The sequence below is a fragment of the Pirellulales bacterium genome (assembly GCA_035533075.1).
In the GTDB taxonomy this organism is placed as follows: Bacteria; Planctomycetota; Planctomycetia; order Pirellulales; family JAICIG01; genus DASSFG01.
Genome location: DATLUO010000194.1, coordinates 93,207 through 118,745, shown reverse-complemented (window position 1 = coordinate 118,745; position 25,539 = coordinate 93,207). Strand labels below are relative to the sequence as shown.

Genomic DNA, 25,539 nt, shown 5'->3' with positions numbered 1-25,539 from the left:
ATTCTATTGCCGCGGGGCGGGCGGAGGAACCGAGCGCACTTCTTCGCCGGGGGCGATGTGCAGGGTGTTCGATGCCGGCTGGCGTCGTCCGTCGAATTCGACGACGATCGAGGTCGACCACGTCCGGTCGAACCCGCTTTGTACGAAGGGCGCGCGGACGATGTGAGTCAACTGTCCCTCCTGCTGCATCGCTCCGGCGTCGTATTCCACTTCCGCGGTCTTATCGAGCACGTCGATGACCCAGATATAATGACCGCCGGCCAGAGGTCGATGCCCTTCCTCGAAGCGGTACTTTAACACCAACAGCGTGTCGCTCTCTTGCGGGACGGCTTCGGGTTCGAAGATGGTCAGCGGCTGCCAGGCCGGCGCGGTGCTCGCCGTGGGAGCCTTGGAGACCGTCGTGGCGGTTCCGGCGCCGGATGGCGGCTCGACTTTGCCCGTCGTAGGACCGGCGACCAGCGGCGGTGCCGTGGCCGGCGCTGTCGCGACCGTCGCAACGGCGCCCGACTCCTTCGACGACTCATCGACCGCCGCACCTTGCTCGGCCGATTGTGCAAAGCGATCCGGACCGATGCCGCGTCCGGCCTGAAGCGAGATGCGCGAAGCGGCGTCGACGACCTGCGCCACGAAACCGATAACCACCAGGATGCCGCCAAACAAGATCAGCATGCCACGGGCACCCTCGCGGCCCGCCGAGCGCACCCAGTTGTATTCGCGGTAGCCGTCGGAGAACAGGAACGGCCAATCGAAGATGGCTCCTCCGGCGGAAAAGCCACCCAAGACCAGCACAATCACCCCGAAAATGCCCAACATCGCATCCGGTCCTTCGATTCGAAGTATCATCCAGACAGATTATCGCAAACCGCCGGCACGCTTGCCAGTGCGTCCTCCTGGCTCTTTGTAGGGTGGGACCAGCAAGCTTGCGAGCGCCGGCCCACCGATTTGAGGCGTCAGGTTTCAGGCGTCAGACGTCAGGCGTCAGGACAAACAATCCGATGCCTAACGATGGTGGGACGGCGCTCGCAAGCTCGCTGGTTCCCACCCTACGACGCGTTTGCGCCGTCTCTCAATGGACGACTGGCAAAGCACCAGGTTGAGTTTGCCGGTCACGGTAAATTTACCATGATTCTGCTGTAGACCCTGAACGATTATGCGGGTTATGCCCAGTGCGGACTCGGTGACGTGTACGACACGTCGCATGCGGCGGCGCGTCGCAAGATCCGATAAATCCAATGGCGCCATCGAGCGCGGATGTACCGAAAAGTCAGCCAAATCAAAATGTACCACATCGGGGAAACATCATGATGCGCATCCGCCATGCTTTCTTGGCGGCGACCGCTGTCTTGTTGAGCGCCGCTGTTGCGAACGCGGGCCACTATTGCGAACACTGCGGCTGCCAGCGGAACTGCAAAAAAATCTGCCGCTTGGAGTGCGGCAAAAAGAAGGAAACCACGACCGAATACTCCACGGAATGCGAAGACTTTTGCATCCCCGGACCCAGCAAAAAACGCGGCGTCAAGGTCGAGTGCGATGGCCACGGTCATCGTCACCGCACGATTCTCTGGCAACCGACGTGTGCGAAGGTGCATTCACGGAAGAAGCTGGTGAAGACGGAGGTCACCAAGGAGGTGCCCGACTATAAGTGGGTGGTCGAGGAATACTGCTGCGTGTGCGGGCACTGTGTCAAAGTCGAGGGCAAAGACGACAAGGACGACAACGGGGGCGGATATAAGAAGTCCGAGCGTCTGCCGCTGCCCTTGGCCGCGACCGACGCTCCCGCAACGCCGCCGGCCGACGGACGGTCGGGCGACTACGACGCCTACTACCGGGGCGCCGAGAGTGAGGCCGGCGAGGAAGTGAACCTGCCGGCTTCGCTGAACGAGGACGACGACGCACCGGCGAACGAACCGGACGAGGCTTCGCCTGCGGAACCGCGGCGATTGTTTTTCGGTCTGCTCGGACGGTAACGCCGTTTCACTCGTTAATCGCATTCATGCCAACAACTACTGCACGCGTCGTGGCCGACGGGCCCTTGGCCGCCGACATTCTCGATTTGGCCGGCGAACGTGTAACCTGGCTCCCCTGGCAAGTCGCCCTTGAAGGAAGCCGCGAGACGGTCGATGCCGTTTACACCTACGGGCATCCGCGGCTCGATGGGGCCATGCTCGATCGCTTGCCCGGCGTCCGCGTGATCAGCAACTACGGAGTCGGCGTCGATCACATCGTGACGCCGTTCAATCAAAACGATGCACCGGATGACAAGCTCTCGATCGTCGATATCAAGGCGCGCGACAAAAGCGGCCGGCAGTTTTATATCGAGATGCAAATGCTGGCTACCGGCGTTTTTCGCCAGCGATCGCTCGACTATTGGGCGTGGCGGCACCAGGACCAACTGCACGAAAGCGAAGATTACGCGGCATTAAGGCCCACCATCGCCGTGTGCTTTGTCGATACACCGCTCTTTCCCGAGCTGGACGATTACCATCTCACCTTTGAGCTGCGCGAACGCCGCCATCAGACCCTCTTTACGGATCAGATGGAAATGCATATCCTGGAATTGCCGAAGTTCAACAAAGGAATCGACGAATTAACGACGCCGCTGGACCGCTGGCCTGTTCTTCTTGCGGCATGGCGAACAGCTCGACCCGCAGGCGGTGCCCGAGCCGCTGGACGCGCCGGAGGTTCGTTGGGCGTTGGAAGACCTGTTTATGATTTCGAGAACCGATCGTGAGCGTGAACTTTACCAGTCGCGGCTGAAAATGCGCCGTGATATTTCCGCCGAGGTGACCAGCGCCAAGCAGGCCGCGCAAGCCGAGGGATTGAAGCAAGGGCTTGAGCAAGGGCTTGCTGAGGGTCGGGCCTCGACGCGGCGCGCGGACATCCAATCGTTGCAGAAGTCGCTAGGCCAGAGTGTCACGCCGTTGGAGCAGTTGCAAACGCTCTCGTGGGACGAACTGGAAAGCGTCTGGGCCCGCCTGCAAGCGGACCTGCAGATGAAGCTTACAAACCATGCTTGACGGTCCGCGACGAAAATCTCCGAACTGCTAGCAGTAGGTAGGTCAGGCTTTCCCACCTTGCCCCCGCCGAGCTCGTTGCGGGTGCCTTCCTTTGAAGGATGCGGCTCTTTTTTGGCTTTTGCCGCGGCCAGTGGCTGTTGCTCCCGCGCGTCGTCTTAACCGGAAGTCAATGCCTGCACTGGATTGCCGTTTTTGAAAATCGGGATGGGGCGGCCGCTACGGGTCAAAACGGTGTGCGCCGGCGCAAACCCAAGCCGCTGGAGAATCGTCGCGCTCAGGTCGTCCGGCGAACACAAGCCGTCGGTCGGCTCAGCTCCTTCGTCATCGGTCGCGCCGTACACAAAACCTCGGCGGAATCCCCCACCGGCCACGAGCGAAGTCATGGCCCGCGCCCAATGGTCGCGTCCGCTGGCCGGGTTCACGGATGGCGTCCTGCCGAATTCGCCCGCGCAATAGACGATCGTGTCGTTCAACCGCCCGCGGTCGTCCAGATCGGTGAGCAGGGCCGCCAGCCCCTGATCGAGCTGCGGAAGCAATGTCTGCCGCAATCGCGTAAAGTTGTTGAGGTGCGTGTCCCAATCGCCAAACCCGATGGTTACGAAACGGGCCCCGGCTTCGATCAAACGCCGTGCGGCCAGCGCGTGCAGCCCGAAGCTCGTTTGTCCGTAAAGCTCGCGGACCGACTCAGGCTCGCTCTCCACGCGGAGCGCATGGTTGACCTTGTCCGACAGAAGGATGTCGGCCGCCTCCGCCTGGAAGCGATCGAGCTGCGCCGGCAGCTCCGATTTGGAATGGCCCCTGAGGCGGCCATCAATCCGCTCGCGGATCGCCATTCGCCGGGCGAGATCCTCCGATGAGAAGCCGTCGGGCAGGCCGATGGAGTCCGCCGGCCGCTCCTCCGATTGCCCCCCGACCCTCGCAATGGTGAAGGGGTCGAACGCGACGCCCAGATCGCCCGCCGACGCCGCAGGCACGTTTCCCAAGGTCGCGTAGGCAGGCATGCCCCTGTTCGAACTCGCTAGGTGCGACGTCAGCGATCCCAGTGAAGGATATGCCACCGACGGCGACGGAGCATTGCCGGTCATCACATAGCTCTGCCCTTGCGTGTGCTCCGCAATTGTGTGCGAGACGGACCGCACCAGCGTCGCTATTTTCATTGCTTGCGCGAGACGGGGAAGATGTTCGCAGATTTCAATGCCGGGCACGGACGTTTGCTGCGGCCCAAACTCTCCGCGAATGGATTCGGGGGCGCCGGGCTTCATGTCCCACATGTCAATGGTCGAAGGTCCGCCGGTGAGAAACAGCATGATCACGTTCGCCGCCCGCGGAGAGCGCGGCGAGGGTTCGTCGGCCCTGAGCCTCAGTGCCCGGCTGAGCGACAGGCCGGCCAGACTGGCTGTGCCAATTTGAAGAAAGTGGCGGCGAGAATCGGCCCGCGATTCACACGGCGTATTCGAGCGGAGCATGACAATTCCTCGATTAATGGTTGGTTGAAAACTCGCGCGTATTAACAATCGCCCACAGCACGTCGGCAAAGGCCGCGTGTCGATCCGGGGCGGTGGAAACCCGATATGCCAGGAACTCAAGCTCGTCTTCGTCGGGAAAACGAGTGAGTGTCGCGAGGTAAAGCTCCGCAATTATCGTCCGGTCGTCGCAGCCTGCGTCGAGCAGCCGAGTAAGCCGTCCGCCGGCGATTTTCTTGAGGACACTTGGATCGCTCATCAAAAAGATCGGCTGGCGGATCGAGGGTCCGGCCGCCCGGTCGCAATCGCACAGCGAGCGGCGAGCGCCGCGGCCAAGCAGCCGAAAGATTGTGTCGAGGTTGGTGCCGGACAAGCGGTTCGGTGCGACCTCGTGCGCCGTGCTGCCGGCGGGAGCGTCCGGGCCGAAATCTTCCGTGGTTTCCAGAGCGGTGTTCAACGCGTCGATCAAGGTCTCCGCCGGCAATGGGCGCACGGTGGCACGGGCAAAACTCCGCGAGTCGGCGGCGTTGTTGCCCGCCGCACGCGCCGAACGCTGGTAGGCGTTCGACGACAAGATCAGCCGCTCCAGTCGGCCGATGTCGTAGCCCGAGTGAACGAATTCCGCGGCGAGCCGTTCCAGCAGCGCGGGATGACGGGCTGGATTGGAGGCCGACATGTCGTCGACCGGCTCGACCAGGCCGGCGCCAAAATACTTCGCCCAGACGCGATTGACGAAGCTGCGCGCGAAAAAGGGATTGTCGGGCCGCGTGAGCCAAGCGGCGAACGGCTGGCGCGGATCCGACGTGTCCGCCAGAACCGGGCCACCGGGAGCGGTCGCCGGCGCGCTTGCTTCGGGCGCCGCGTCGATCAGGGGCCGTGCCGTGGCACTGACGTAAACCTCCCGCAGCCGCGGTAACGTCGGATACGTTGCACCCGAAGCACGCCTTTGCCGGCGGGCCTCGAGCTGGCGATTCATCTCGCTCCGCAACGCCGTCGAGGCGCCAAATTGCACCCGCCCGAGAATCTGCGCAAAACCGGCGAAATCGCGCTGCGACCAGCGATCGTAGGGATGATGGTGGCAGCGAGCGCAGTGCAGCCGCAGGCCCAGAAACGCCGAGGCGGTCAGCTCCGCCAGATCCTCGACGGGCGGAGGACCCTCCGCGCCGACGCGCCGCCAGTAGAGATCGAGACCAGGGCGCCGCGCATAGTCGGAGTCGAACGACGCCAGGGCTGCCGCCTCTCGCTCGGCCTCCTCCTCGATCCAGCGGTCGATCGGCTCGCCGTCCCGGCTGGTGGCGCACAGGACGCCGCGGGCCAGTTGGTCGTAGGGAACATTGTCGATGAAGCGGCGGCGGAGCCAGTCGTGCCACATTTTGGCCCGCTTGGGCCGCAGCGCCTCGGGCGGTTCCATCGTGTCGACGTTACAGGCAGTGACGTCGCACATCTTCGAGGCCCACACGGCCGCCCGCCGCGGGTGCGCCAGCAGCCGGTCGATCGCGCGGGCCCGCTTGAGCGGATCCTGGTCGGCCAGAAAATCGCGAACGGCGTCGACGGTTGGCACGGTTCCCAGCACGTCCAGCGTGGCGCGCCGCAAGAATTCCTCGTCAGACGCGGGTAGCGACGAGGCAAGCCCCAGCGCGGCGAGTCGGCGGTCGATTTCCTCATCAATCAGGTTGGCCGGTGGCAGGCGCGGCTGCGACTCCTCAGCCGGCGGATACGGGACGACGAGCGGCCCATGGGCGAATGAGCCGAGGTAAGAGGCCACGATCGAAGCGTATCCTGGTCCGACCGCTGTTACCCGGCCATGGTCATCGACCGTGGCCACGGCCTCGTCAATCGACCGAAACTCCACGAAAGCGCTAACGTCTTCGACGGTGCCATCGGCAAATTCAGCCGTGATACGCAAGCGCAAGGCGTCGCGCGGTGCCAGCTTGAACAGTGTCGTCTGTGAGTCAGGCTTTCCAGTCTGACGCCCACGCACGGACGATTCCAAGCCAGGCTGGAAAGCCTGACCTATGACAAGCCTGCGGACCTCGCCGCTTCCGGCAACGTGGCGAGCTCCGTCGGCAATCCAGCGACGAACGACCGCATATTGCCACGAATCGTCGGGCATGCGCAAACCGCCTTCGTGGTCGGCATGCCGCGACGGCTTCGCGAGAATCAGGCTCTCGTGGGGCGCTTCGGTAACGACGCGCCGCGATTCCTGCTCCGTGACCGCCAGATAATCTTTCGCCGGCGCCCCTCCGAAAAGGCTCAGCCGAAAGCCGCCTTGCCCTTCGGTCCTTCCGTGGCACGCGCCGGAATTGCAGCCAAGCCGGCTAAAAAGAGGCGCCACATGCCGCTCGAAATCGACGTTCTCCACGACCGGCGGATCGACGGTCGCCGATCCGGTCGACGGTTGTTGAGCCGGCAGGCTTTGCGCGCTTGCCAGTATTGTGGCCAGTAGGGTCAACCAATAGCGGATCGCCATTTCGTTAGTCCATCGTCGCTTCGACAACTTTCTTCAGCGTAAGCACGAGATTCTTCGTTTCCCCTTCGCCCAGCCGCACGGTTTCGCTGGCCGCTTCGTAGCCGGGCGCGCTGACGGTGAACTTCACGTCCTCGTCGGGCAGCATTTCCACCGTTCGGTAGCGGCCGTCACTCTGACGTTTGAAGGCCAAATCGGAGCGCAGCTCGCCCTCAAGGGTATAGACCTGCTTGCCCCACGGATATGCGGCGGCCACATGAAAACCTTTGACGGACTTGCCGTCATCGTCCACCACGTTGACCAGAACGATCGGTGCGCGGTAGTGGACGACCTCGAAGTCCACGTCGTCGTTCAAGGTGCCGAGCTTTGCCTGGAAAACGTGATTTTCCAAAGGTTTGCCCTTACCACGGCGGAACCGCACGGAGCCAAACTCCGTCGGGACGAATTGGACGGTCGCGTTTTGCACTCCGTGCGGAACGCGAAGTGTCGTCATTCCTTGAGCGTTTGGAAGGCACGTGTCGTGCCAGGACTCGCCGTCCAGGATTCCGGACAAGAAGAACTCGTCCTCACGTGCCGGCGCGCCTTTGCTGTCGACGAACCGCACATTGAAGAGAATGTGCGGCGATGCCTGGATTTCAAGCGGTGCTGAAGCGACACCCTCCTGAATCTTCACGCTCACTGGCATAAAGACGCCCGGGATTTCATAGCGAGTTTGGTCATCCACAATGGGGTCAAGGCGGTACTCTTCCGGGGTGACGCGGTAGTTGCCGGTCGACACGGGATCTAAGGCGAAACGGCCCTCGTCGTCGGTGAGGGCAGTACGACGGAGGAAAGTCGATGTCGCGACATTAGGGATTCCGCTGTCAGGTTCATCCCCGCCGCCCCCGTAGGTGATCGTCATCGGAATCTTCGGCAGCGGCTTTCCCTCAGCGCTTAAGACACGTCCCGACACGCGCACGCCCGGCCGCAAACGGATTTGGCCCAGGTCGGTACGTTTTTTGTCGACGACACGCGAAGTGCTGGCATATTGGGTGGGCAAGACCCAGATCATGCCCACCCCGCCCTTGACGAAGTTCAAGCGGAATCTGCCGGCCTCGTCCGTGGTGCCGTCAACCCAGTTGCCACGTTCGCGGTTTAACCGGTTGATGTCCGTGTATCCTCGCAGTTTGACGCCGCCGAGCGGCTTGCCGTCGGGAGCGACGACCGTGCCCACGACAGGCTCGGCCGGGCGCAGCTCCAGCTTTTCAAAGGGCGGACGCTGGCCAAGGCTTTCGTTCTTGCGAATGAGGGAAAGCAATGCGCCGTCGCCGTGCTCGATGTATCCGTCGTGCTCGGCGTTCGCCCAAACGTATAGCCCCGGAATGGCCAGCTCCTCCGCAGAGATCTCGAAAGAGTATTTGCCATCGCCGTCCGTCATGTATCGCGTTTCGCCGATGTCTTCCTCTTCCTGCTGGGTGTGCTTTGCTCGCCCAACCACGACCGTGGCGTCCGGTATGGGCTTGCCGGTCTCCTTGTCGAGAACCACGCCCGAGTATCGAAGCGTGGTGGACTGGGCCGCCTTTGGTTTGGCGGCTTCATCCTTTTGCTTCAGCGTCAGCACGAGATCCTTCGTTTCCCCTTCGCCCAGCCGCACGGTTTCGCTGGCCGCTTCGTAGCCCGGCGCGGTGACGGTAAACTTCACGTCCTCATCCGGCAGCATCTGGCTTGTTCGATAGCGACCGTCGTTCTGGTGCTCGAAGCTCAAATCGGAACGCTGCTCTCCTTCGAGAATGTATTCTTGCTTGCCCCACGGATAGGCCGCGGTCACGCGGAAGTCCTTGACTTGCTTTCCGTCGGGATCGGCGGCATTGACCAACACGATCGGCGCCACGTAGCGGATGATCTCGAACTCTTCCACGTCGTCGTTCAAAGTGCCCATTTCAACGCGACTTTGTTTATTCTCCAGGTCCTTGCCTTTGCCGCGGCGGAACCGCAATGCGCCGTGCTCGTTCGTCGAGAGATTGAGCTGAACGTCCATCCCGTGCGGAATGCGCATGGAGATCGTCCCTTCGGAGTTGGGACGCCCCTGCCCGAACCAGAACTGGCCGTCCATGCGGCCGAAGACGTGGACCTCGTGACCTCGCGTTTTGTTGCCTTTGCTGTCGAGATACTGCGCGTTGAACAGGACGTATGGCGAGGCCTGAATCTCGATCGGAGCGCAGGCGACGCCTTCCTGAATCGTCACCTTCATGGGCGAAAAGACCCCGGGGATTTCATAGCGGGTGCGGTCGCGGATGATCGGATCAGATCGGTGCTCTTCCGGGATAACGCGGTATTCACCAGTAGGCAGCGGATCGAACGCAAAATGGCCGTCGCGGTCCGTGATGGTACTGCGCTCGATGGAGCTATGCACGGGAAGATTGTTGACCGTTTCGTTACCGCCACCCTCGTAGTAGATGTTCACGGGAATGCCGGCGACGGGCTGGCCCTCAGTGTTCAAAAGGCGTCCTGACACGCGCACGCCCGGCCGCAGCCGGGTTTCTCCCACGTCGCCGCGCTCTTTGTCGACCGCTCGCGACGTGCTGGCATACTCCGTCGGCAACACCCAGAACACGCCCACGCCGCCCTTGACGAGAGGCAGGCGGAACTTGCCGGCGTCGTCCGTGAGAGTGTCGGTGAACGAGCCGTAATCGCGGAAGTCGGACGCGTTGGCTTTCGAATAGCCCTGAATCTTCACGCCAGCGAGAGGCTTGCCGTCGGGATCGACGACCGTGCCCGTGACGGGGTCGGAGGGTCGCAGCTCGACCTTTTCGAAGAACGGGCGTTCGCCCAGCGTTTCGTTTTTGCGGATCATCGAGAGCGCGTAGCCGAACCCCTTTTGCGCCGCGTAGTCGTCGTGCTCCACGTCCAGCTCGATGTACAGCGCGGAGACGGCAACCTGTTCCGGCGGAATCTCGAAGGAGTACTTTCCTTCGGCGTCGGTCTTGTGCCGCGTCTCTTCGATGATGGTGTTTTCCTCCGACGAGTACTTCGATCGTCGAACGACGACCGTGGCGTTGGGAATGCCTTTGCCACTGTCCTTGTCAAGCACGACGCCGGTGTAGTGCAGTGTCTCGCCCTGTTTGGGCTTCTCAGCGGCAGCTTGCTCTTGCGACGGCGTCTTGTCGGTTTTTTCTGAACTGGCGGGCTGGTCGGCATCGTCGGCGTGAACGGAGTCGAGGCGCACGGTGCTGACGAGCATAGCGCCAACGAGTAATAGGCTTCCCGCCGCCAGACAAAACAGCAGCGGCGAGCGGGACCGCAAAGCGATCGGCGAAGCGAGTAGCATTTTGACTCTGCGTGAAAGCTGGCTCGATCGGTCGAGAAGGGCGATCGCCCCGGCAACGGGCCGGCCCATTCGCTGCCGGGCAAAATCCAACAGCAGCTCCGAATACTCCACGGCGTCGCGGCCGGCGCCCGCCGCGCAATGGTCGGCGACAAAATCCTGGCACGACCGCAGCTCACGCCGCATGCGCCAGAACAGCGGTTGAAACCAGAGCGCGAATTGGCAAAGCCACGCCAGCCGCCACATGGCGACGTCACCGCTGGCCACGTGCGACCACTCGTGCGCCAGGCAGAACCGCAGGACCATCTGATCGCCGTCGGCAATCGGCTCCGGAATGACGACCGTTGGCGGCAAAAATCCATAAGTCAGCGGCGTATCGACGTCGTTCGAAACGAGCAACCGCACTGCGTCGCCGCGCCCTCCGGCGACCGACGCCCATACGGCGCGGACAGCCGGTGTGGCTGGAACAGCTCGGGCCGCCATCCGCCGCAGCCAGCGGACGCCGATCAGCCGCTCTGCAAGGAACCAAGCCGTCGCAAAACCATGCGCGATCAGCAGTCCGATCGCCATCGGAACCCAAACGTCGAACTTGCTCGGCGGTGTGCCAACCGGCGAGTCAGTATTGGAGCGGACCGGGGGCCGTAAGTCATTCGCAGCAATGCCTTCCGCGGGCCTGCTAATCTCGCTCGTCGCTGGCATTTCTGGCGGTGCCGCTAGAGCGAGAGGAAGCGACGCCGATGTTTTTGCCTGCGGCGAACGGTGCTCGGCGTCGGCCGCCACCATGATTCCCAAATGCCAGGCGGGAACTCGCGAAAGGCTGACGAGCACGGGGATGACCGCCGCCACGACGAAGCTCATCAAAATCAGCTTGATCCGGTCGGTGGGCTGCCGCAGACGTCCGACAGCGAGACGGGCCGCCAGGAGCAGCACCGCTCCCGTCGCGGCATACTCAATCCACTTGACGACGATTTGTTGTGAGCTGACCATTGTGCTACTCCTCGGAGGCTTGTTTTTCGCGGCGGGCCTTGGCGATCAGTCGTTCCAGCCCGCGCATTTCGTCGGGAGATATGTCTTCTGCCCGCAAAAGGTTGAGCACCAGTTTGTCGATGGCCCCGTCAAACACACGCTCCAGGAACCGGGAGCTGACCTGCTCTCTCGTGTGCAGGGGCGAATAGAAGAGCGTCCGCCCCTCGGTGCGCTGTTTGACGAGCCCTTTTTCGGCCATGATCCGCAAGAGCGTCTGCACGGTGGTGAAGGCGGTCTCCTTCTGTCGGCACATGGCCGCGTGGACGTCGCGGACCTTTGCTTCGCCGAGGTCCCAGAGGACCTTCAGCACATCGAGCTCGCGCTGGCTGGGATTGGGGTCGGGCATCGGATCGGCAAACCAAGGACTAAACTAATAGTTTAGTTGATTATGCCGACTGTTTGCCCTCTGTCAATAGCCAGGCCGAAAGAATTCTCACCAGCATCGTTCGCTATCGCTAAATCCGCCCGCGAAACAGTCAGCTTCGTCGATGACCAAGGCGATGGATAAGGTACAATGGGGTGATGGCCGAGAACTTGCTCACGGTTGCCGCCTTGCGAGGCACGATGGAAGCCGAGATGATCCGCAGCAAGCTCGAGGCGGCCGGCATTTCCGCCGTGCTGCTCGAGCCTGAGAAGGGTCCCGACGGGGCGCCGACGACGCGGGTGCAGGTGCAGGTCAGCCCGCCCGACTTCGAACGGGCGATGCAACTCTTGTTTCCCATTCCGCAATTGAAGCGGCCGGGCAAGGAGCAGAAACCGCCTTGGAAATGCCCCAAGTGCGGCGAGCAGGTGTTGGCGCAGTTTCCCGTGTGCTGGAAGTGCGGCACCGGCCGCGAGGGCCAGCCGACGGCCGCCATCGCCCAGCCGCTGCCGGCGGTAGGGCCGGTGCCGGACACCGCACCGCCGAGCGTGGCGCCGGCGGTTGCCTCCCCGCGCCCCGCGCCGCCGCCGGCGCCGGCAGCTCAGCTTCCGCCGGCGCAAACCATCTCGCGCATGGCGACCGCCGCCGAGGCTCCGCTGCCGGAAATCAAGATTCCACCGATTCCCATGCAGCCGCCGGCGGCCCCACCGCCCGCGAGGGCGAGCATGAACGGCGAATCCGCCGTGAAGCCAGTCGCGTTGGCGCCGCTCCGGGCGCGGACGGCGGAAGACGAGGCGCTGAAGATCGTCGTTCCGCCATGGGATCCGGCAGCGGGCAGAAAGAAGGTCGCCGCGGGTGAAGCGAACGAAGACAACGCCAAGCGCACGGAAGCCGACGACCGCGCCGCCCGCCGCGCCTGGTATACGGCCGTGTTCGGCATCGTTTGCCCGCCGCTTTTGCTCTACTCGATGTGGGTCGTGTTAGTCCTGGGACTGACGAACCGTCCGCTCAGTGGCCGCGGGCACCGGTTCTTCTACGGGGCGCTGCTGGTGAACGCCGTCCTCATCGCGGCGTTTTTCGCCTGGTTCGGCCGGCAGCAATAACTCCCACCATTGGCGAACTGACAGATTCTGTCAGTTGAGGCCGTAACGCGGGGCCAGACCCGGCGCGCCCGGACGAGCGGCGAACCACCATCGTCAGGCGTGGGGTGGGACCAGCGAGCTTGCGAGCGCCGGCCCACCATCAAAGGGTTCAGGGTTCAGAAATATCTGAATTGACGTTTGCCTGACGCCTTACCCTTCAAACACGGTGGGCCGGCGCTCGCAAGCTCGCTGGCCCCACCTTACGATTTGTCGACTGAAATGCTTGCGTCATCCGGCGGAAAGTCGTTATTCTAAGGGCAATACATGCTGCGTTGTCAGAAGCCGTTTCGCGCTTCGCTTGCCTGTTGCCCGGAGATCGCCATGTCTCGTAGCCGCCCTTCGTACCTGCTGCGCCATTTCCCACGTTTATTCCGTCGCGGATTGCACAACGTCGAGCCTCTGGAAGCTCGCCAGTTGCTTTCGGCGGCCGGTTTGGCGTCGGGCCTCGACAACGTCCTGGCGGTGCCGGCCGCGCACGGCGCGCCAACGATCACCAATACCGTTCCCAGCGGATACTCTCCGCAACAAATGAGTCGGGCCTATGGATTCAACCAGCTTTCGTTGACCGGCGCCGGCGAGACCATCGCCATCGTCGACGCCTATGGCGATTCGAAGGTCGCCAGCGACCTGCACGCCTTCGATCACCAATTCGGCCTTTCCGACCCCAGTTTGACGGTCGTGAATCAAAACGGCGGCACGAGGCTGCCCAAGAACAACAGCGGCTGGGCCTTGGAAACTTCGCTCGATGTCGAGTGGGCGCACGCCATGGCGCCGGGGGCGAATTTGTTGTTGGTGGAGGCGAACGACAGCAGCCTGGGCAATCTGTTGGCAGCCGTCGACGTTGCGAGAAACCATCCCGGAGTCGTGGCCGTCTCGATGAGCTGGGGCGCCGGCGAGTTCGCCAGCGAGAGTTCCTACGATTACCACTTCACGACGCCGGGCGTCACGTTTGTCGCCGCGTCGGGCGACAGCGGCGGCCAGGTGATCTGGCCCGCCGCATCGCCCAACGTCCTTTCGGTCGGCGGAACGACGTTGAACCTTGACTTGCCTTCGGGCACCTATGTCAGTGAAAGCGGCTGGAGCGGCAGCGGCGGCGGACTGAGCGCCTATGAGCCCGAACCGACGTATCAATCGGGCGTGGTGCCCACCACCCTGGATTCCAGCGGAAAACGCGCCACGCCCGACGTGGCCTATAACGCCAACCCGAACACCGGCGTGCCCGTCTACGATTCGATCAGCTACAGCGGCCAGTCGGGTTGGTTCCAAGTGGGCGGCACCAGTGCCGGCGCACCGCAATGGTCGGGCTTGGTCGCCGTCGCCGATCAGGCCCGGCAAAACGCGGGCCAGAGTTCCTTGGCGAATGCGCAGGCAGACCTTTACAGCGTGGCCAGCACGTCCACCACCGATTTCCATGACGTGACCTCCGGCAGCGCCGGCGGCAACACCGCAACTTCAGGCTATGATCTCGTGACCGGCCTCGGCACGCCGGTAGCCAACAACCTCGTGCAGAGCCTGGCCTCGGCCACGGCGACGCCGACCGTCATCTCGGCCGCCTCGACCACCGCGACCAGCCCCAATGCTTCTTCCAGCACGTCCAGCGAAACCGATACCGATCCGCCGTTGGTGCTGATCGAATTCATCCTCTTCACCACGCCGCACATTGAAAGCGGCGTGCCCGTCGTGCCATTGATCGTGACGCCGGCTACAAGCCACCCCGCACCGGCGGAGTCGGTAGCCCTGCCCGCCGACACCCCCGTCCGCTTTGCGACTAACAGCATCCTGGTCGACGACCCGCTCGAGGTGCCCTTGAAGCCGGCGAAACGGCGTGCCACGGATTCCACCCCGCCTGGCGACGAGGCGCCTGAGTCGGGCGATGCGGTTTCGCCGGCCGATGTTTTCCGCGTTTGGCAGTCGGGATCGCTCAACGACGAGGATTGGATCGCCAACGTGCTTGCGGAAACGGATCACGCGGACACAACTGCCAACGTTGCTGAGGCCGCCGACGCTTGCTTCGCCGAAGAGCCACTCTTCACTCTGGCGATTGAGTCGGACGATATAGCCGTTGCCAGCGCGGGGCTTGTGGACGGACGAGCCGGTCAGTTTCTGGGTTTGACGGGCATGTTCCTGGTCGCCGTTCTCGCCGACCAGCGCCGCGGTTCGACGACGAGCGACGATCCTTCTCGTCGCACGTGGCTGAGCCGCAAGCGGTAGGGTTACGCTAAAAGCGGTTTGATCACTCGTCCGGCGACGTCGGTCAGCCGGAAGTTGCGGCCGGCGTAGCGGAAGGTGAGCGCCTCGTGGTTCAGGCCCAGCAGGTGCAACAGCGTGGCGTGCAGATCGCGAATGTGGACCTTGTCGGCGATCGCCTCGTGACCGAACTCGTCGGTGCCGCCGAAAGCGAAGCCCGGCTTCACGCCACCGCCCGCCAGCCACATAGTGAAACCGCCGGGGTTGTGGTCGCGGCCGGTGCCGTTCTTCTCGGCGTACGGCGTGCGGCCGAATTCCCCGCCCCACCAGACCAGCGTGTCGTCGAGTAGTCCGCGTCGCTTCAGGTCCGCCAGCAGTCCGGCAATCGGCCGATCGACGGCACGGGCATGCTCGGCGTGCTTGGGCAGGTTCGAGTGTTGGTCCCAGGCGGGGTTGGCGGTGTTGTCGCCGTAGGTCACTTGGACGTAGCGCACGCCTGCCTCGCACAGCCGGCGGGCCAGCAGGCACTTTCGGCCGAAATCGTCGGTGGGCATCTCGCCGATGCCGTACAAGTCGAGCGTTTCGGCCGGTTCCTGGCCCAGGTCGAGCACGGCGGGAGCGTGCGTCTGCATTCGCCAGGCCAGCTCATAAGACTGAATGACGGCCTCCAGCTCGCTTTCGCCCGGCTTCTGCCTGAGCTGCTCGCCGTTGAGCTGCGAGAGCAAGTCGAGCTGCCGCCGCTGGTCGTCGAACGTCAGGCTGGCATTGGTCAGGTTGTCGAACGTGGCGGCCCGTGCGCTGGCGGCCCGTGCGCTGGCGGCCGCGTTGCCCAGCGGTATGCCTTGATAGACGGCGGGCAAAAAGGCGTTGCCGTAATTGCGCGGTCCGCCGTTGCCCGACGAGGGGGCGATCGACACGAAGGCCGGCAAGTCTTCGTTTTCGCTCCCCAGGCCATAGACCACCCAGCAGCCGGTGGAGGGCCGCACCAGGTTCGCGGCGCCGCAGTGCAAAAAGAGCGTGGCGGGGCCGTGAGCCACGCCTTCGGTGTGCAGCGAATGGACGAAGCAAAGATCGTCGGCGTGAGCCGCGGTGTGCGCAAAAAGTTCCGACGACCAGCGGCCGCACTCGCCATATCGGGCAAACTTCCACGGCGACGCCATGACCCGTTGCGACGACTGCCGCTGTCCGCGGTTGGCGATCAGCCGCGCGTCGGCGAACGAGAGCTGCTTGCCGTCCCGCTCGGCCAGCAGCGGCTTATAGTCGAACGTGTCAACCTGGCTCGGACCTCCCTGCATGAAGAGGAAGATCACGCGTTTGGCGCGCGGCGCAAAGTGCGGCGGTTTGGCCGCCAAGGGATTCGCCGCGGCACGGGCCTGCTCGCCCAGCAGTCCGGCCAGCGCCACGCCACCAAATCCGCAGGCGGCCTGTTGCAGCACTTGCCGCCGCGTGGAGACGGGTGGAACAGGAAACTGGCAATCACAGTCGTGCATGACGCGGAGCAAAGATGCCAACGGCGACGATTTTGTGAGTCATCACGCTTTCTCGCGTTTGGCTTCCCAGTCGCGCGACCGCGTTTGTCCGTCGCGTTCGATCTCGCTGGTGCCTTTGATGGTGTCGCCGCTCACCTTGCCTTTGTACTTGACGGTGAACTTTTGCCCGTTTCGCTCGCGCGTGACCGCAAACGCCACCTCGCCGTCTTTGTAGCTGCCGTTTTCGATCGCGGTTTCTTGATTGTTCGGTCCAAGCATGGCGCCGGTGAGCTTGTCGCCCTCCAGTTTGAGCTTGAGCGTGAAATCGCGGGTCTGGTTGTTGAACGTCGCAGACCATTTCCAGGTGCCGGTCGGACCGGTGCCGTCGTCGGCCCGCGAGAGACCGGAAAGACAGATGGCCGTGATCGCCAGGGTCGCCGCCGCAAGAGTCAGGCTTCGCATCGAAATCGCCTCCGTAAAAAGGGGTTGAACGAGGTTGGCAGAACATCCGCCACCGCCATGATAGGCCGGCCGGGCCGGCATGCAAGCGGGTCAGAGCGATTATCCGGTTCGGCAATAGAATCATCGAGTGCATCACGGCCGCCGACACACTCGCGTTCGCGGACGCCGACTGGTAACTTGAAGTCCTAACCGGCGAAAACTGGCAGGCCGGCGGGACACCTGCCGCAAACCCGCAGGCGGGACGCCTGCACCACAAATCGGCAGGCGGGAAGCCTGCGCCACAACGAGATCGGCAAAACACGCGCACCCTAAAACTATGCTTCGGATTAAAGGCGGCAAAGTTTACGACCCGGCGAACGGCATCGACGGCGTCGTGCAGGACATCGCGATCGCCGACGGGCGGATCGTCGCGGCGGTCGAGGGCGGACGCACCATCGACGCGACGGGGATGATCGTCTTTCCCGGCGGCGTCGATGTTCACACGCACGTGGCCGGCGGGGCCATCAACTTCGCGCGGGCCATGACGCCCGAAGACCATCGCCGCACCACCGCCTTCATCCGCTCGCGAACGACCCGCGCCGGCCTGGGAGGCATGACGCCCACGACCTTTGCCACCGGCTATCTTTACGCCGGCATGGGTTGGACCACCGTCAATGAAGCCGCCGTTCCCATCCTCTCGGCCAAGCACACGCACGAAGAGCTGCGCGATGTGCCGATCGTCGACAAGAGCTGCCTGGTGCTGATGGCCAATAACGAGATCGTGCTCGATCTACTGGAAGCGGGCGAAGTCGAGCGTGCCCGGCAGGTGGTGGCCTGGCAAATCTGGGCCTCGAAGGCCTACGGCGTGAAGGCGGTCAACCCCGGCGGCGTGGCGGCCTGGAAATGGGGCAAGGACGCCAAACAACTCGACTCGCCGATCGAGGGTTACAGCAAGCTCACGCCCGGCACAATCGTCTCTGGGCTGGCGCAGATCGTCGACGAACTCGGCTTGCCGCATCCGCTGCACCTGCACTGCAACAACCTGGGCGTGCCGGGCAACATCACCACGACCATCGAAACGATGAAGCGTCTCGAAGGGCACCGCGCCCACCTGGCCCACCTCCAGTATCACGCCTACGGCGGCGACGATTGGGGTTCGATGCGTTCGGAAACCGTCGCCATGGCGGAATACTTCAATGCCCATCCGACGTTCACCACCGATGCGGGCGCGGTGTTGTTCGGCGACACCGTGACGATCACCGCCGATGGCCCGTGGCAGCACCTGCTCTACAAGCTCACCGGGCGAAAATGGGGCAACCTCGACGTCGAGAACGAGACCGGCTGCGGCATCGTGCCCTATACCTATCGGCCCAACAGCCTGGTCAACGCCGTGCAATGGGCGGCCGGCCTGGAGCTGCTGCTGTTGATCGACGATCCCTGGCGCGTTTACCTGACGACCGACCATCCCAACGGCGCGTGCTTCTGGCGGTATCCGGAGATCATCCAGCTTTTGATGTCGGCCGATTTCCGCCGCGAGTGCCTGGCCAAGCTGTCGGATCATGCCAAAGGGCGGATCCACCTGCCCCAGCTCGACCGCGAGTACACGTTGGGCGAGATCGCCACGATCACCTCGGCGGGGCCGGCCCGGGCCTTGGGCCTCTCGCAGAAGGGGCAGCTTGGCGTCGGGGCCGACGCCGACCTGGTCATCTACGACGAAGACCCGGATATTGCCCGCATGTTCGGCCATCCGCGGTATGTGATCAAAGGCGGCGAGGTCGTGGTGGAAGAGGGCGAGATCCGGGCCACGCCGCATGGCCGCGAGTTTCTGGTGAAGCCCGAATACGACCAGGCGATCGAAGGTTATCTGCAGCCGTTGTTCGAAAGCTATTACACGATGGCTTTCGAAAATTATCCGGTCGAGATGGAGCGGATCGAGCAGCCGGAGATTCGGGACTGCATCTCGTCATAACCAAGTTGTCAAAGACCCGGCGCGACGCTTGAGCGTCGTGCTGCCCGACTCGTCACCCGCGGCGGCGGGCCGCCGTTTTCGGTTTCTCATGTCCGCCCGGCGGTGCGTTTTCGGCAGCCGAACGGCTGGCGGTCCGGCGGAATTGCCGCCCGCGAATTACCGTTGCGGAAAAACAATTACCGTTGTCAAAAATAAAACTCGCATCAGGTTGAATACTTGTTCTAAAGCCAGTGCCTCAAACAGGTTGCGGCAATTCCGATCCGGCCTTCAAAACCGCTGCCGCAACGGTAAATCTGGGGGGTACGGGGTGATTTGGGTTTCGATTTTCGATTTTGGATTCACGACCATCGCCGCTCATTTTTCTGTCTGTAAGCTTTCTGTCATTCCTCTCGTTCTACCGCGCGGTTGGCTTGGCATGGATCCGTGGAGGGCGCTGCCCCGCATCGTTCCCGATGTTCTACCGCGCCGCTGGCTTGGGACCGGATCTTTTCGACTTCTCACCGCAGCTCGACGAAGGCCGGCGGGCTGGTTTGCCGCACGAACAATAGAAGTGCTCAAAGAACAGGCAGCCAGATGACCACTATGCACCTCATTTGAGCAGCCGCTAAAAAACCCTCTATCAGGTCAATCGAGGGCAAAAACCTCGTGTTTCATCGGCTGGCGCAAATTTGCGGCAGCCGTGCGCGGCGAGGTTCGAGTAGACCGCCAGGTTGGCCTTGCTGCTCAATTCTTCAGCACGCTCAGAGGCCATGTCCTCAGTAGCCGCTTTCTTTCGCGCTATAAGGCAATACGCTTTTGTCGTCCCAACTTTTCCACCCCGCACGAAAAAATTTCGTCGGCCAGTCGCTTCGGCCAACCACGGGCTCCCTTCGTCATGGGTGCTTGCCCGTTCCCGCTGTTCTACCTGCTGACTGGCTTGGGATGGATCTACGCAAAACCTACCTGTGCGCTGCGCAGCAATTGGCCAGGGCCTCCGGAAACGCGGCAGCCCGGGACCGCGATACGCAAAAATCCCGTGTTTCATCGGCTTACGCAAATTTGCGGAAGCCGATCGGCACCGGCGGCCGCGTGGCGGCATTGCTCAATGTTTCAGCACGCCCGGTGGCCAGGGCCTCGTGCGTGTTGGCGTTGTGGATGTCGGCCCCGTCCGACGCTGCTCGACGCCGCGGGGGATGAGAACCGTGTCGCTCTGGCCGAGCGTCCCATGCACGACCTCCTCAGGTGTTACGGCTACGCGAAGCGCTCGCAACTCGGCCCCGGATGGGGCCGGCGGACGCGCATCGCCTCTTCTGCAAGCCATGCGAGAGGGGCGATCCGGCGCTGGGCAAGCACCCTGTAAAAAATTTATGGACGTAATGGTTGACAAGGCGCTCGAATAGGGTAAAAAGGAGTCGTTACGGCTGACTTGTTTGCTGTTAGCGAGGTCTATACGATGTCTATTGCAATCGGCGGTTGGGACCGCCAAGCCATGCGCGAGCTTTATCGTGACGATTCGGCAGCGAGGCACGTTTTAGACGAACTGGCTGCTCGCCATAAGAATCCAAATCGGGGGGAAACTTCCGTAGACAGCCTCGGCGCCAGCGGCATCGATCGTCGCACGGCCATCAACGTTTTGCGGGCTTTTGCCGACAACGGCTGCGGTGAGTTCCGCGTCGGTCGGCGCGGACAGCCGTCGCGGCTGATCTGGCTTCATCCCGCCATCGACGTGGCGCGCGAGGCCGCCGGCGGGGCGGCGTCGCCGACGCAAAACAACTCCCATCCGCAATTGCCGGCGATCATTCCGCACCGCACTTCCGCTGAGGCGAGCGAGGTGGTACGGATGATCGAGCAGCGTGTTCGCGTGCGGCCGGGCGTCGAAGCCGTGATTCGGATACCCGAAGATTTGACACAGGCCGAAGCGGAAAAACTGGCGGGGATTGTGACCAACCTCTGGTTGTAGATAATGACGGCTGCGCGGGGGACGCTCAATGTTCGAAATGGATTCCTTTCTCAGCGGTGTGCAGCTTCGGCCGGTGACGCTTCCGGCCGGGACCGCATTTCAGCCGCTCGGCTTGGCGCTGGGCGAGCATTTCGCGCGGCTCGACAAGCTCGACGACGACACGGCCGCCGAGCAGCTTTTCGACTTCCGCGTGGCCGACATCGCCATGGGGAGCGGCCATTTCTTGGTGGCCGCGGTCGACCATATCGAGCGGGCCATGTCGCAATATCTGGCCCGCCGGCCGCTGCCGGGCGTGCGCCAAGAGCTGGCTCAGCTTTATAACGCGGCCCGCCAGGCGCTGGGCCCGTTGGCCGATTCCGTCGAGATCGAAGACACGCAGCTCGTGCGGCGTTTGATCGCCCGGCGCTCGCTGTACGGGGTCGATCTCAACCCGGTCTCAGTGCAGCTTGCGCGGCTGTCGATCTGGATTCACACGTTTGTGCCCGGCCTGCCGCTGTCGCTGTTGGACCACAACCTGGTATGCGGCAATTCGCTGGTGGGCATTGCGCGCGTGGAAGAGATCGTCGATTTCGCCGCCGACGAGAAGCGCACGCTGTTCCGCATGAATACCGAATCGCTGGTGGGCGAAGCGTTGGAGCCGCTCAAGCGGTTGGCGCGGATCGCCGACGCGACACGGGCCGACTTGCGCAAGGCCCGCAAGGCGTACGAAGATGCCCGCGAGGCGGTCAAACCGGCCGAGGCGTTGTGCGACATCGTAACGGCGTGCCGGATGTCGAACGAAGCGCTCACGATCGACCTGGAGCATTGGGACGAAGTGAAAGCGACCGTCGTCGGCTCGCGCCAGCAGCGCGCGGCGGTCAAGGCGTTGGCGGGGCTGAACGCGCTGCACTTCCCGGTCGCCTTTCCCGAGGTCTTCTTGCGCGAGCGGGCCGGCTTCGATGTGATTTTGGGCAATCCGCCTTGGGAAGAAGCGACGCTGGAGGAACATGCTTTTTGGGCGCGTCACGAGCCGGGCTTGCGCGGGCTGACGCAGCGCGAGCAGGAGCGGCTCAAGGCGCAGTTGCGCGAAGCACGCCCCGATCTGGTTGAGTTCTACGAGAAGGAGCTCGCGCAGGCCAACGCGATGCGCGCGGCGCTTTTGAGCGGGCCGTATCCCGGCATGGGCACGGGCGATCCGGATCTCTACAAGGCGTTTTGCTGGCGATTCTGGCAGCTTGTGGCCAACGGCGGCGGCCGCATCGGGGTCGTTCTGCCGCGCTCGGCCTGGAACGCGAAAGGGTCGAAGGAGTTTCGGGAGGATCCCTTCAAGTCGGCCAGCGCTGTTGACCTCGACATGCTCCTCAACACGCAGGGCTGGGTGTTTGACGAGGCCGAGCCGCGGTACACGATCGCGCTGGCGCGGATTTGTCGAGGTGCGCAAAGTAGCAGGCACACTCCGTGTGCCGTAGCCGAATCTGAGAAGACGCCGAACTCGTCTGTGGACGCCGCTGCGGCTCAAAGCGACGGCACACGGAGTGTGCCTGCTACTGTAGTGCGGTTGCGCGGGCCCTTTCCCAGCTTCGAACGCTTCCAGTTCGGCGTTAGGCGTGCTCCCGCCGAATTCAGCGGTCAGGAGGTCGCGACGTGGACCGACACGTCGTCGCTGCCGCTGTTGCCGTCCGACGAATCGCTGGAAGTCTTTGCGCGGCTCCGCGCGGCGCCGCGGCTCGACATGAATGGAAACGGTTCGTGGCGGTCTCGCCCACACAGCGAGTTGCACGCGACCAACGACAAACCCCTAATGGATCTTAACTCCGAAACGCGGCCGAAGGGTTATTGGCCGGTGTTCAAAGGCGAGTCGTTCGATCTTTGGCAGCCCGACACGGGCCGTTACTACGCCTGGGCCGACCCTGAGGCTGTGGTCGAACACTTACAGGCGAAGCGGCGGCGCGGCCGCAAGCTGTCGTCGTCGCCGTATTTCGAGTTCCAGCACGAGGGTACACGCGCGGAGGGTTGGTGGAGCGGAGCGAAGACGCTGCCGTGTTATCAACCGAGGATCGCGTTTCGCGATATCACGAACCGCACCAATCAACGAACCGTTGTTACCGCCCTCGTGCCGCCTAAGTTATTCATCACGAATAAGGGTCCCTATTTCCTGTGGCCGCGTGGCGACGAGCGCGACCAGGCATACCTGCTCGGTGTGCTATCATCGTTGCCGCTCGATTGGTATGCGCGTCGGTTCGTCGAAACGTCGATGAATTTCTTCGTGCTCAACCCTTTCCCGATCCCGCGGCCCGATCGCGACAATCCCCTTTGGCGGCGAGTGGTGACGTTAGCCGGGCGGTTGGCGGCGGTCGATAAGCGTTACGACGGCTGGGCCGCGGCGGTCGGCGTCGACTTCGGGCCGTTGGAAGCCGACGAAAAGCTTGGCATGATCTCGGAGCTCGACGCCGTGGTGGCTCATCTCTACGGCCTTGAAGAGCGGCATCTCACGCACATCTTCGAGACGTTTCACGAATCGTGGCGGCCGGGCACCATCGCCGATCATCCCACGCTCGGCGACTACGACCGCCGCCTGGCCGCCACGCTGGCCCACTTCCGCGCCACAGGAGGACGGGCTTCCTAGCCCGTCAGGTAGCCATGCGCAAGGCAATCTCTCCGCCCACCGACTCGAAGTGCCAGCGCGGCATGTTTGCCACCAGCTTTAGAGATTGTCCCGCTTTTTTCTTGGGAGCTTGTCGCATTTCCGACCCCGAAGGGGTCATACTCCATAGCCCAGGGCGCAGCCCTGGGTTTACGAAGCGAATCACGCTCGTAGCCCTGAAAGGGCGTTACTCCGTGAGGCGGTCCACCGGGAGTCGCGCCCTTTCAGGGCTATTCGGCTACGTTGTAACGCTACCCAGGGCTGCGCCCTGGGCTATGGACTCACGCACCTTCGGTGCTACGGCGGCCGTCGGCCTTATCTTTCTTTCCAGAAAGCAGGACGATCCCTCTAGCCGTGCCGTTGCACCGCTCCACCGCAAGCCGGCTAAAGCCGGCTCAAGAGTTGTATTATCTCGGTTCGCCAACCACCAGCTAAAGCTGGTGGCAAACAGGCGGATGGGGTCTGCTACAACGAACATGTCGGCGGAGGCGAATTTAAAACCGGTGGGTGAACACTAACTTCTGATTGCATTCATGGCTGATCTAGAACTAGGAATCCGCGAGCTCACCATCGAGAATTTTCGCGGCACAGATCACTTGCAGCTCTCGTTCATCGGGCCGCGTGATTTTCCCACGCCCATTGCGGTGCTGGGTGGGCCAAACGGATGCGGCAAGACGACCGTCCTGGAAGCCTGCCTGCTGGCTACGGGAAACGCGCGCCAGATTCGCGGTAGGTCCGGACCATCCGCGATTCATCTCGGTGCGGACGACTATCAGATCCGTGTCGTCGTGCAGACGCGTGAGGACAACTTTACCTTCCACTGCAACAGCACGCAGATCGAAGGTGAGCGATCCATTTACGCCGAATACTATTCGTCCTGGCGAGCGCCGGCGCTGCCGGGGCCGCAGCAGGTCAGCACGCCCAAGACCGGCGCGGCGCGGTTGGAGAAGAACCGTTTGAAGAACATCAAGCAGTTCCTGGTAAATGCGCGCAACTACGATTTTTACGTCGCCGCGCGTCACGGCGACGCCGGTCGTCCCTCAAAATACGGGACCGTCATCGACCAGCTCAATTCGGTCTGGCAAATGTTCTACCCCGGCCAATCGTTCACGGTAGAACCGATCGACGAAAGCCCCGACTTCCAACTCGAGGTGTTTTGCCAACTATCGAATGGGCAGCGACTGGCCGTCGACGCTCTCAGCTCGGGACAAATCGAGTTGTTTTGTTTCGCCGCTGGAATGCTCACCGAGCCGGCGCCTGCCGGCCTGGTGTTCATCGACGAGCCCGAATTGCATCTCGACCCGCAGTGGCACGCGACCCTGCTGCGCGCGTTTCGCAAGCTCAAACCAGGATCGCAATTGATTATCGGCACGCATTCGCCTGATATCTATGCGTCGGTCTATTCATTCGAGCGTCACTTCTTGCTGCCGGCTGATGACCCACGCGCAAAGGCTGGGTCCATCAGGCAGCCTGTACTCAAATGATCTGCTTCCAACGCTTCGAAGAAAGCATTAACCGCCATGAAACTGCTGAAACTTGAAGTCGAAGCGGGGTCGGGCATGGTCAAGGGGCGCCGTCGCGGGCACTTTTTCTGCGCCGCCGTGGGCGACCGGCGCTATTTGCGGTTCGTTCCCTTCGAGGGCGGACCGATCGCCAGCGAAATCGGCACCTGCCTGCGTCTGATCGAGTGCTCGGAGAAAACGCCGCTCGTCATTCCGCTTGATTTGAAACAGACGGCCTTCTCGGCCTGGGAGCGTGCGCGGCAGGACATTTTCAGGTCTTGGATGCACGAGACCGACCCGGCCAACTTGCAGCCGCGGGTTGCCAAGTTCAACCGCGAGCTGGCTCAATTCTTGCGAAACTATCCGCCCGCCGACGTTGCGCAACCGCGATTTGAGCGGGCCCTCGACGCAATCGAAAGCCCGTGTTCGCGGCGCGACGAGTTGGCCTTGCGCGAGGTTTATTCGCGAGAGATGGAAAGCGACGAGGCAAAATCGAAGGCCCTTGTCGACGAAGTCGAGCGGTTGGGTTTGGAGCCCTTCCAGGCTTCTGCGCCGCTGCCGCCCATCTCACCCGCGGAGATCCACCTCATCTGTTGGATGGCGCTCGAACAAAACATCGATAAGTGAGG

Annotated in this window: 17 protein-coding genes; 10 read left to right on the top strand and 7 right to left on the bottom strand. The window is 62.9% G+C overall.

All coding sequences use genetic code 11. The annotated features are described in order from the left end of the window. Positions 1-3: 3 nt before the first annotated feature. A complete protein-coding gene (locus VNH11_25270) occupies positions 4-843 on the bottom strand; it encodes an immunity 17 family protein (GenBank protein ID HVA49702.1) in 840 nt (279 codons plus the stop codon). Positions 844-1,301: 458 nt separating this feature from the next. On the opposite strand from VNH11_25270, the gene VNH11_25265 reads away from it, so the two are divergent. The 3 genes from VNH11_25265 to VNH11_25255 are packed head-to-tail and all read left to right on the top strand — an operon-like array spanning position 1,302 to position 3,017. Further along, positions 1,302-1,967: a hypothetical protein gene (locus VNH11_25265; protein HVA49701.1), complete on the top strand. Its 666-nt coding sequence runs from the start codon at positions 1,302-1,304 to the stop codon at positions 1,965-1,967. A 26-nt stretch (positions 1,968-1,993) separates the two neighbouring features. Further along, the gene (locus VNH11_25260) at positions 1,994-2,731 is read left to right on the top strand and encodes an Rpn family recombination-promoting nuclease/putative transposase (GenBank protein HVA49700.1); all 738 of its coding nucleotides are present in this window, start codon (positions 1,994-1,996) and stop codon (positions 2,729-2,731) included. After that, positions 2,709-3,017: a hypothetical protein gene (locus VNH11_25255; protein ID HVA49699.1), complete on the top strand. Its 309-nt coding sequence runs from the start codon at positions 2,709-2,711 to the stop codon at positions 3,015-3,017. The genes VNH11_25260 and VNH11_25255 overlap by 23 nt, the downstream gene beginning before the upstream one ends. Before the next feature lie 155 nt (positions 3,018-3,172). On the opposite strand, the gene VNH11_25250 is transcribed toward VNH11_25255, so the two are convergent. From VNH11_25250 to VNH11_25235, 4 genes are read right to left on the bottom strand one after another with little or no spacing between them, the layout of a single operon-like run. Then, the gene (locus VNH11_25250) at positions 3,173-4,483 is read right to left on the bottom strand and encodes a DUF1501 domain-containing protein (protein ID HVA49698.1); all 1,311 of its coding nucleotides are present in this window, start codon (positions 4,481-4,483) and stop codon (positions 3,173-3,175) included. Positions 4,484-4,496: 13 nt separating this feature from the next. Then, positions 4,497-6,950, bottom strand: a complete 2,454-nt coding sequence (locus tag VNH11_25245; GenBank protein ID HVA49697.1) for a DUF1549 and DUF1553 domain-containing protein — start codon at positions 6,948-6,950, stop codon at positions 4,497-4,499. Positions 6,951-6,954: 4 nt separating this feature from the next. After that, complete coding sequence (locus VNH11_25240) at positions 6,955-11,238, bottom strand: M56 family metallopeptidase (protein ID HVA49696.1); 4,284 nt, start codon at positions 11,236-11,238, stop codon at positions 6,955-6,957. Positions 11,239-11,242: 4 nt separating this feature from the next. Further along, positions 11,243-11,623 carry a BlaI/MecI/CopY family transcriptional regulator gene (locus tag VNH11_25235; protein ID HVA49695.1) on the bottom strand — a complete coding sequence of 127 codons (381 nt, stop codon included), beginning with the start codon at positions 11,621-11,623 and terminating at the stop codon, positions 11,243-11,245. Positions 11,624-11,799: 176 nt separating this feature from the next. On the opposite strand from VNH11_25235, the gene VNH11_25230 reads away from it, so the two are divergent. Together VNH11_25230 and VNH11_25225 are read left to right on the top strand one after the other, a co-directional pair. Continuing rightward, a complete protein-coding gene (locus VNH11_25230) occupies positions 11,800-12,741 on the top strand; it encodes a hypothetical protein (GenBank protein HVA49694.1) in 942 nt (313 codons plus the stop codon). A gap of 360 nt (positions 12,742-13,101) precedes the next feature. Then, the gene (locus VNH11_25225; protein ID HVA49693.1) at positions 13,102-14,991 is read left to right on the top strand and encodes a S53 family peptidase; all 1,890 of its coding nucleotides are present in this window, start codon (positions 13,102-13,104) and stop codon (positions 14,989-14,991) included. Positions 14,992-14,993: 2 nt separating this feature from the next. Here VNH11_25225 and VNH11_25220 read toward each other — a convergent pair whose 3' ends face one another. Together VNH11_25220 and VNH11_25215 are read right to left on the bottom strand one after the other, a co-directional pair. Further along, positions 14,994-16,457 carry a DUF1501 domain-containing protein gene (locus VNH11_25220; GenBank protein ID HVA49692.1) on the bottom strand — a complete coding sequence of 488 codons (1,464 nt, stop codon included), beginning with the start codon at positions 16,455-16,457 and terminating at the stop codon, positions 14,994-14,996. 42 nt (positions 16,458-16,499) lie between these two features. Beyond that, complete coding sequence (locus VNH11_25215) at positions 16,500-16,898, bottom strand: hypothetical protein (protein HVA49691.1); 399 nt, start codon at positions 16,896-16,898, stop codon at positions 16,500-16,502. A 316-nt stretch (positions 16,899-17,214) separates the two neighbouring features. Between VNH11_25215 and VNH11_25210 the strand changes: the two genes are divergently transcribed. The 5 genes from VNH11_25210 to VNH11_25190 all read left to right on the top strand — a co-directional run bounded on the left by VNH11_25210 (position 17,215) and on the right by VNH11_25190 (position 25,537). Continuing rightward, positions 17,215-18,846, top strand: coding sequence for a formylmethanofuran dehydrogenase subunit A (locus VNH11_25210; protein ID HVA49690.1), 1,632 nt, complete (start codon positions 17,215-17,217; stop codon positions 18,844-18,846). 1,432 nt (positions 18,847-20,278) lie between these two features. Further along, complete coding sequence (locus VNH11_25205) at positions 20,279-20,785, top strand: hypothetical protein (protein ID HVA49689.1); 507 nt, start codon at positions 20,279-20,281, stop codon at positions 20,783-20,785. Positions 20,786-20,822: 37 nt separating this feature from the next. Then, positions 20,823-23,390, top strand: coding sequence for a hypothetical protein (locus tag VNH11_25200; protein ID HVA49688.1), 2,568 nt, complete (start codon positions 20,823-20,825; stop codon positions 23,388-23,390). Positions 23,391-23,941: 551 nt separating this feature from the next. After that, the gene (locus tag VNH11_25195) at positions 23,942-24,892 is read left to right on the top strand and encodes an AAA family ATPase (GenBank protein ID HVA49687.1); all 951 of its coding nucleotides are present in this window, start codon (positions 23,942-23,944) and stop codon (positions 24,890-24,892) included. Between the two features lie 36 nt (positions 24,893-24,928). Further along, the gene (locus VNH11_25190) at positions 24,929-25,537 is read left to right on the top strand and encodes a hypothetical protein (GenBank protein ID HVA49686.1); all 609 of its coding nucleotides are present in this window, start codon (positions 24,929-24,931) and stop codon (positions 25,535-25,537) included. Positions 25,538-25,539 lie beyond the last annotated feature (2 nt).

Excerpts from the sequence above, each read along its gene's own strand:
- VNH11_25230 (HVA49694.1), top strand. The coding sequence starts at position 11,800 with ATGGCCGAGAACTTGCTCACGGTTGCCGCCTTGCGAGGCACGATGGAA.
- VNH11_25195 (HVA49687.1), top strand. The coding sequence starts at position 23,942 with ATGGCTGATCTAGAACTAGGAATCCGCGAGCTCACCATCGAGAATTTT.
- VNH11_25250 (HVA49698.1), bottom strand. The coding sequence starts at position 4,483 with ATGCTCCGCTCGAATACGCCGTGTGAATCGCGGGCCGATTCTCGCCGC.
- VNH11_25210 (HVA49690.1), top strand. The coding sequence starts at position 17,215 with ATGCTTCGGATTAAAGGCGGCAAAGTTTACGACCCGGCGAACGGCATC.
- VNH11_25260 (HVA49700.1), top strand. The coding sequence starts at position 1,994 with ATGCCAACAACTACTGCACGCGTCGTGGCCGACGGGCCCTTGGCCGCC.
- VNH11_25215 (HVA49691.1), bottom strand. The coding sequence starts at position 16,898 with ATGCGAAGCCTGACTCTTGCGGCGGCGACCCTGGCGATCACGGCCATC.
- VNH11_25205 (HVA49689.1), top strand. The coding sequence starts at position 20,279 with ATGTCTATTGCAATCGGCGGTTGGGACCGCCAAGCCATGCGCGAGCTT.
- VNH11_25220 (HVA49692.1), bottom strand. The coding sequence starts at position 16,457 with ATGCACGACTGTGATTGCCAGTTTCCTGTTCCACCCGTCTCCACGCGG.
- VNH11_25225 (HVA49693.1), top strand. The coding sequence starts at position 13,102 with ATGTCTCGTAGCCGCCCTTCGTACCTGCTGCGCCATTTCCCACGTTTA.
- VNH11_25265 (HVA49701.1), top strand. The coding sequence starts at position 1,302 with ATGATGCGCATCCGCCATGCTTTCTTGGCGGCGACCGCTGTCTTGTTG.
- VNH11_25240 (HVA49696.1), bottom strand. The coding sequence starts at position 11,238 with ATGGTCAGCTCACAACAAATCGTCGTCAAGTGGATTGAGTATGCCGCG.
- VNH11_25270 (HVA49702.1), bottom strand. The coding sequence starts at position 843 with ATGATACTTCGAATCGAAGGACCGGATGCGATGTTGGGCATTTTCGGG.
- VNH11_25255 (HVA49699.1), top strand. The coding sequence starts at position 2,709 with ATGATTTCGAGAACCGATCGTGAGCGTGAACTTTACCAGTCGCGGCTG.
- VNH11_25235 (HVA49695.1), bottom strand. The coding sequence starts at position 11,623 with ATGCCCGACCCCAATCCCAGCCAGCGCGAGCTCGATGTGCTGAAGGTC.
- VNH11_25190 (HVA49686.1), top strand. The coding sequence starts at position 24,929 with ATGAAACTGCTGAAACTTGAAGTCGAAGCGGGGTCGGGCATGGTCAAG.
- VNH11_25200 (HVA49688.1), top strand. The coding sequence starts at position 20,823 with ATGGATTCCTTTCTCAGCGGTGTGCAGCTTCGGCCGGTGACGCTTCCG.
- VNH11_25245 (HVA49697.1), bottom strand. The coding sequence starts at position 6,950 with ATGGCGATCCGCTATTGGTTGACCCTACTGGCCACAATACTGGCAAGC.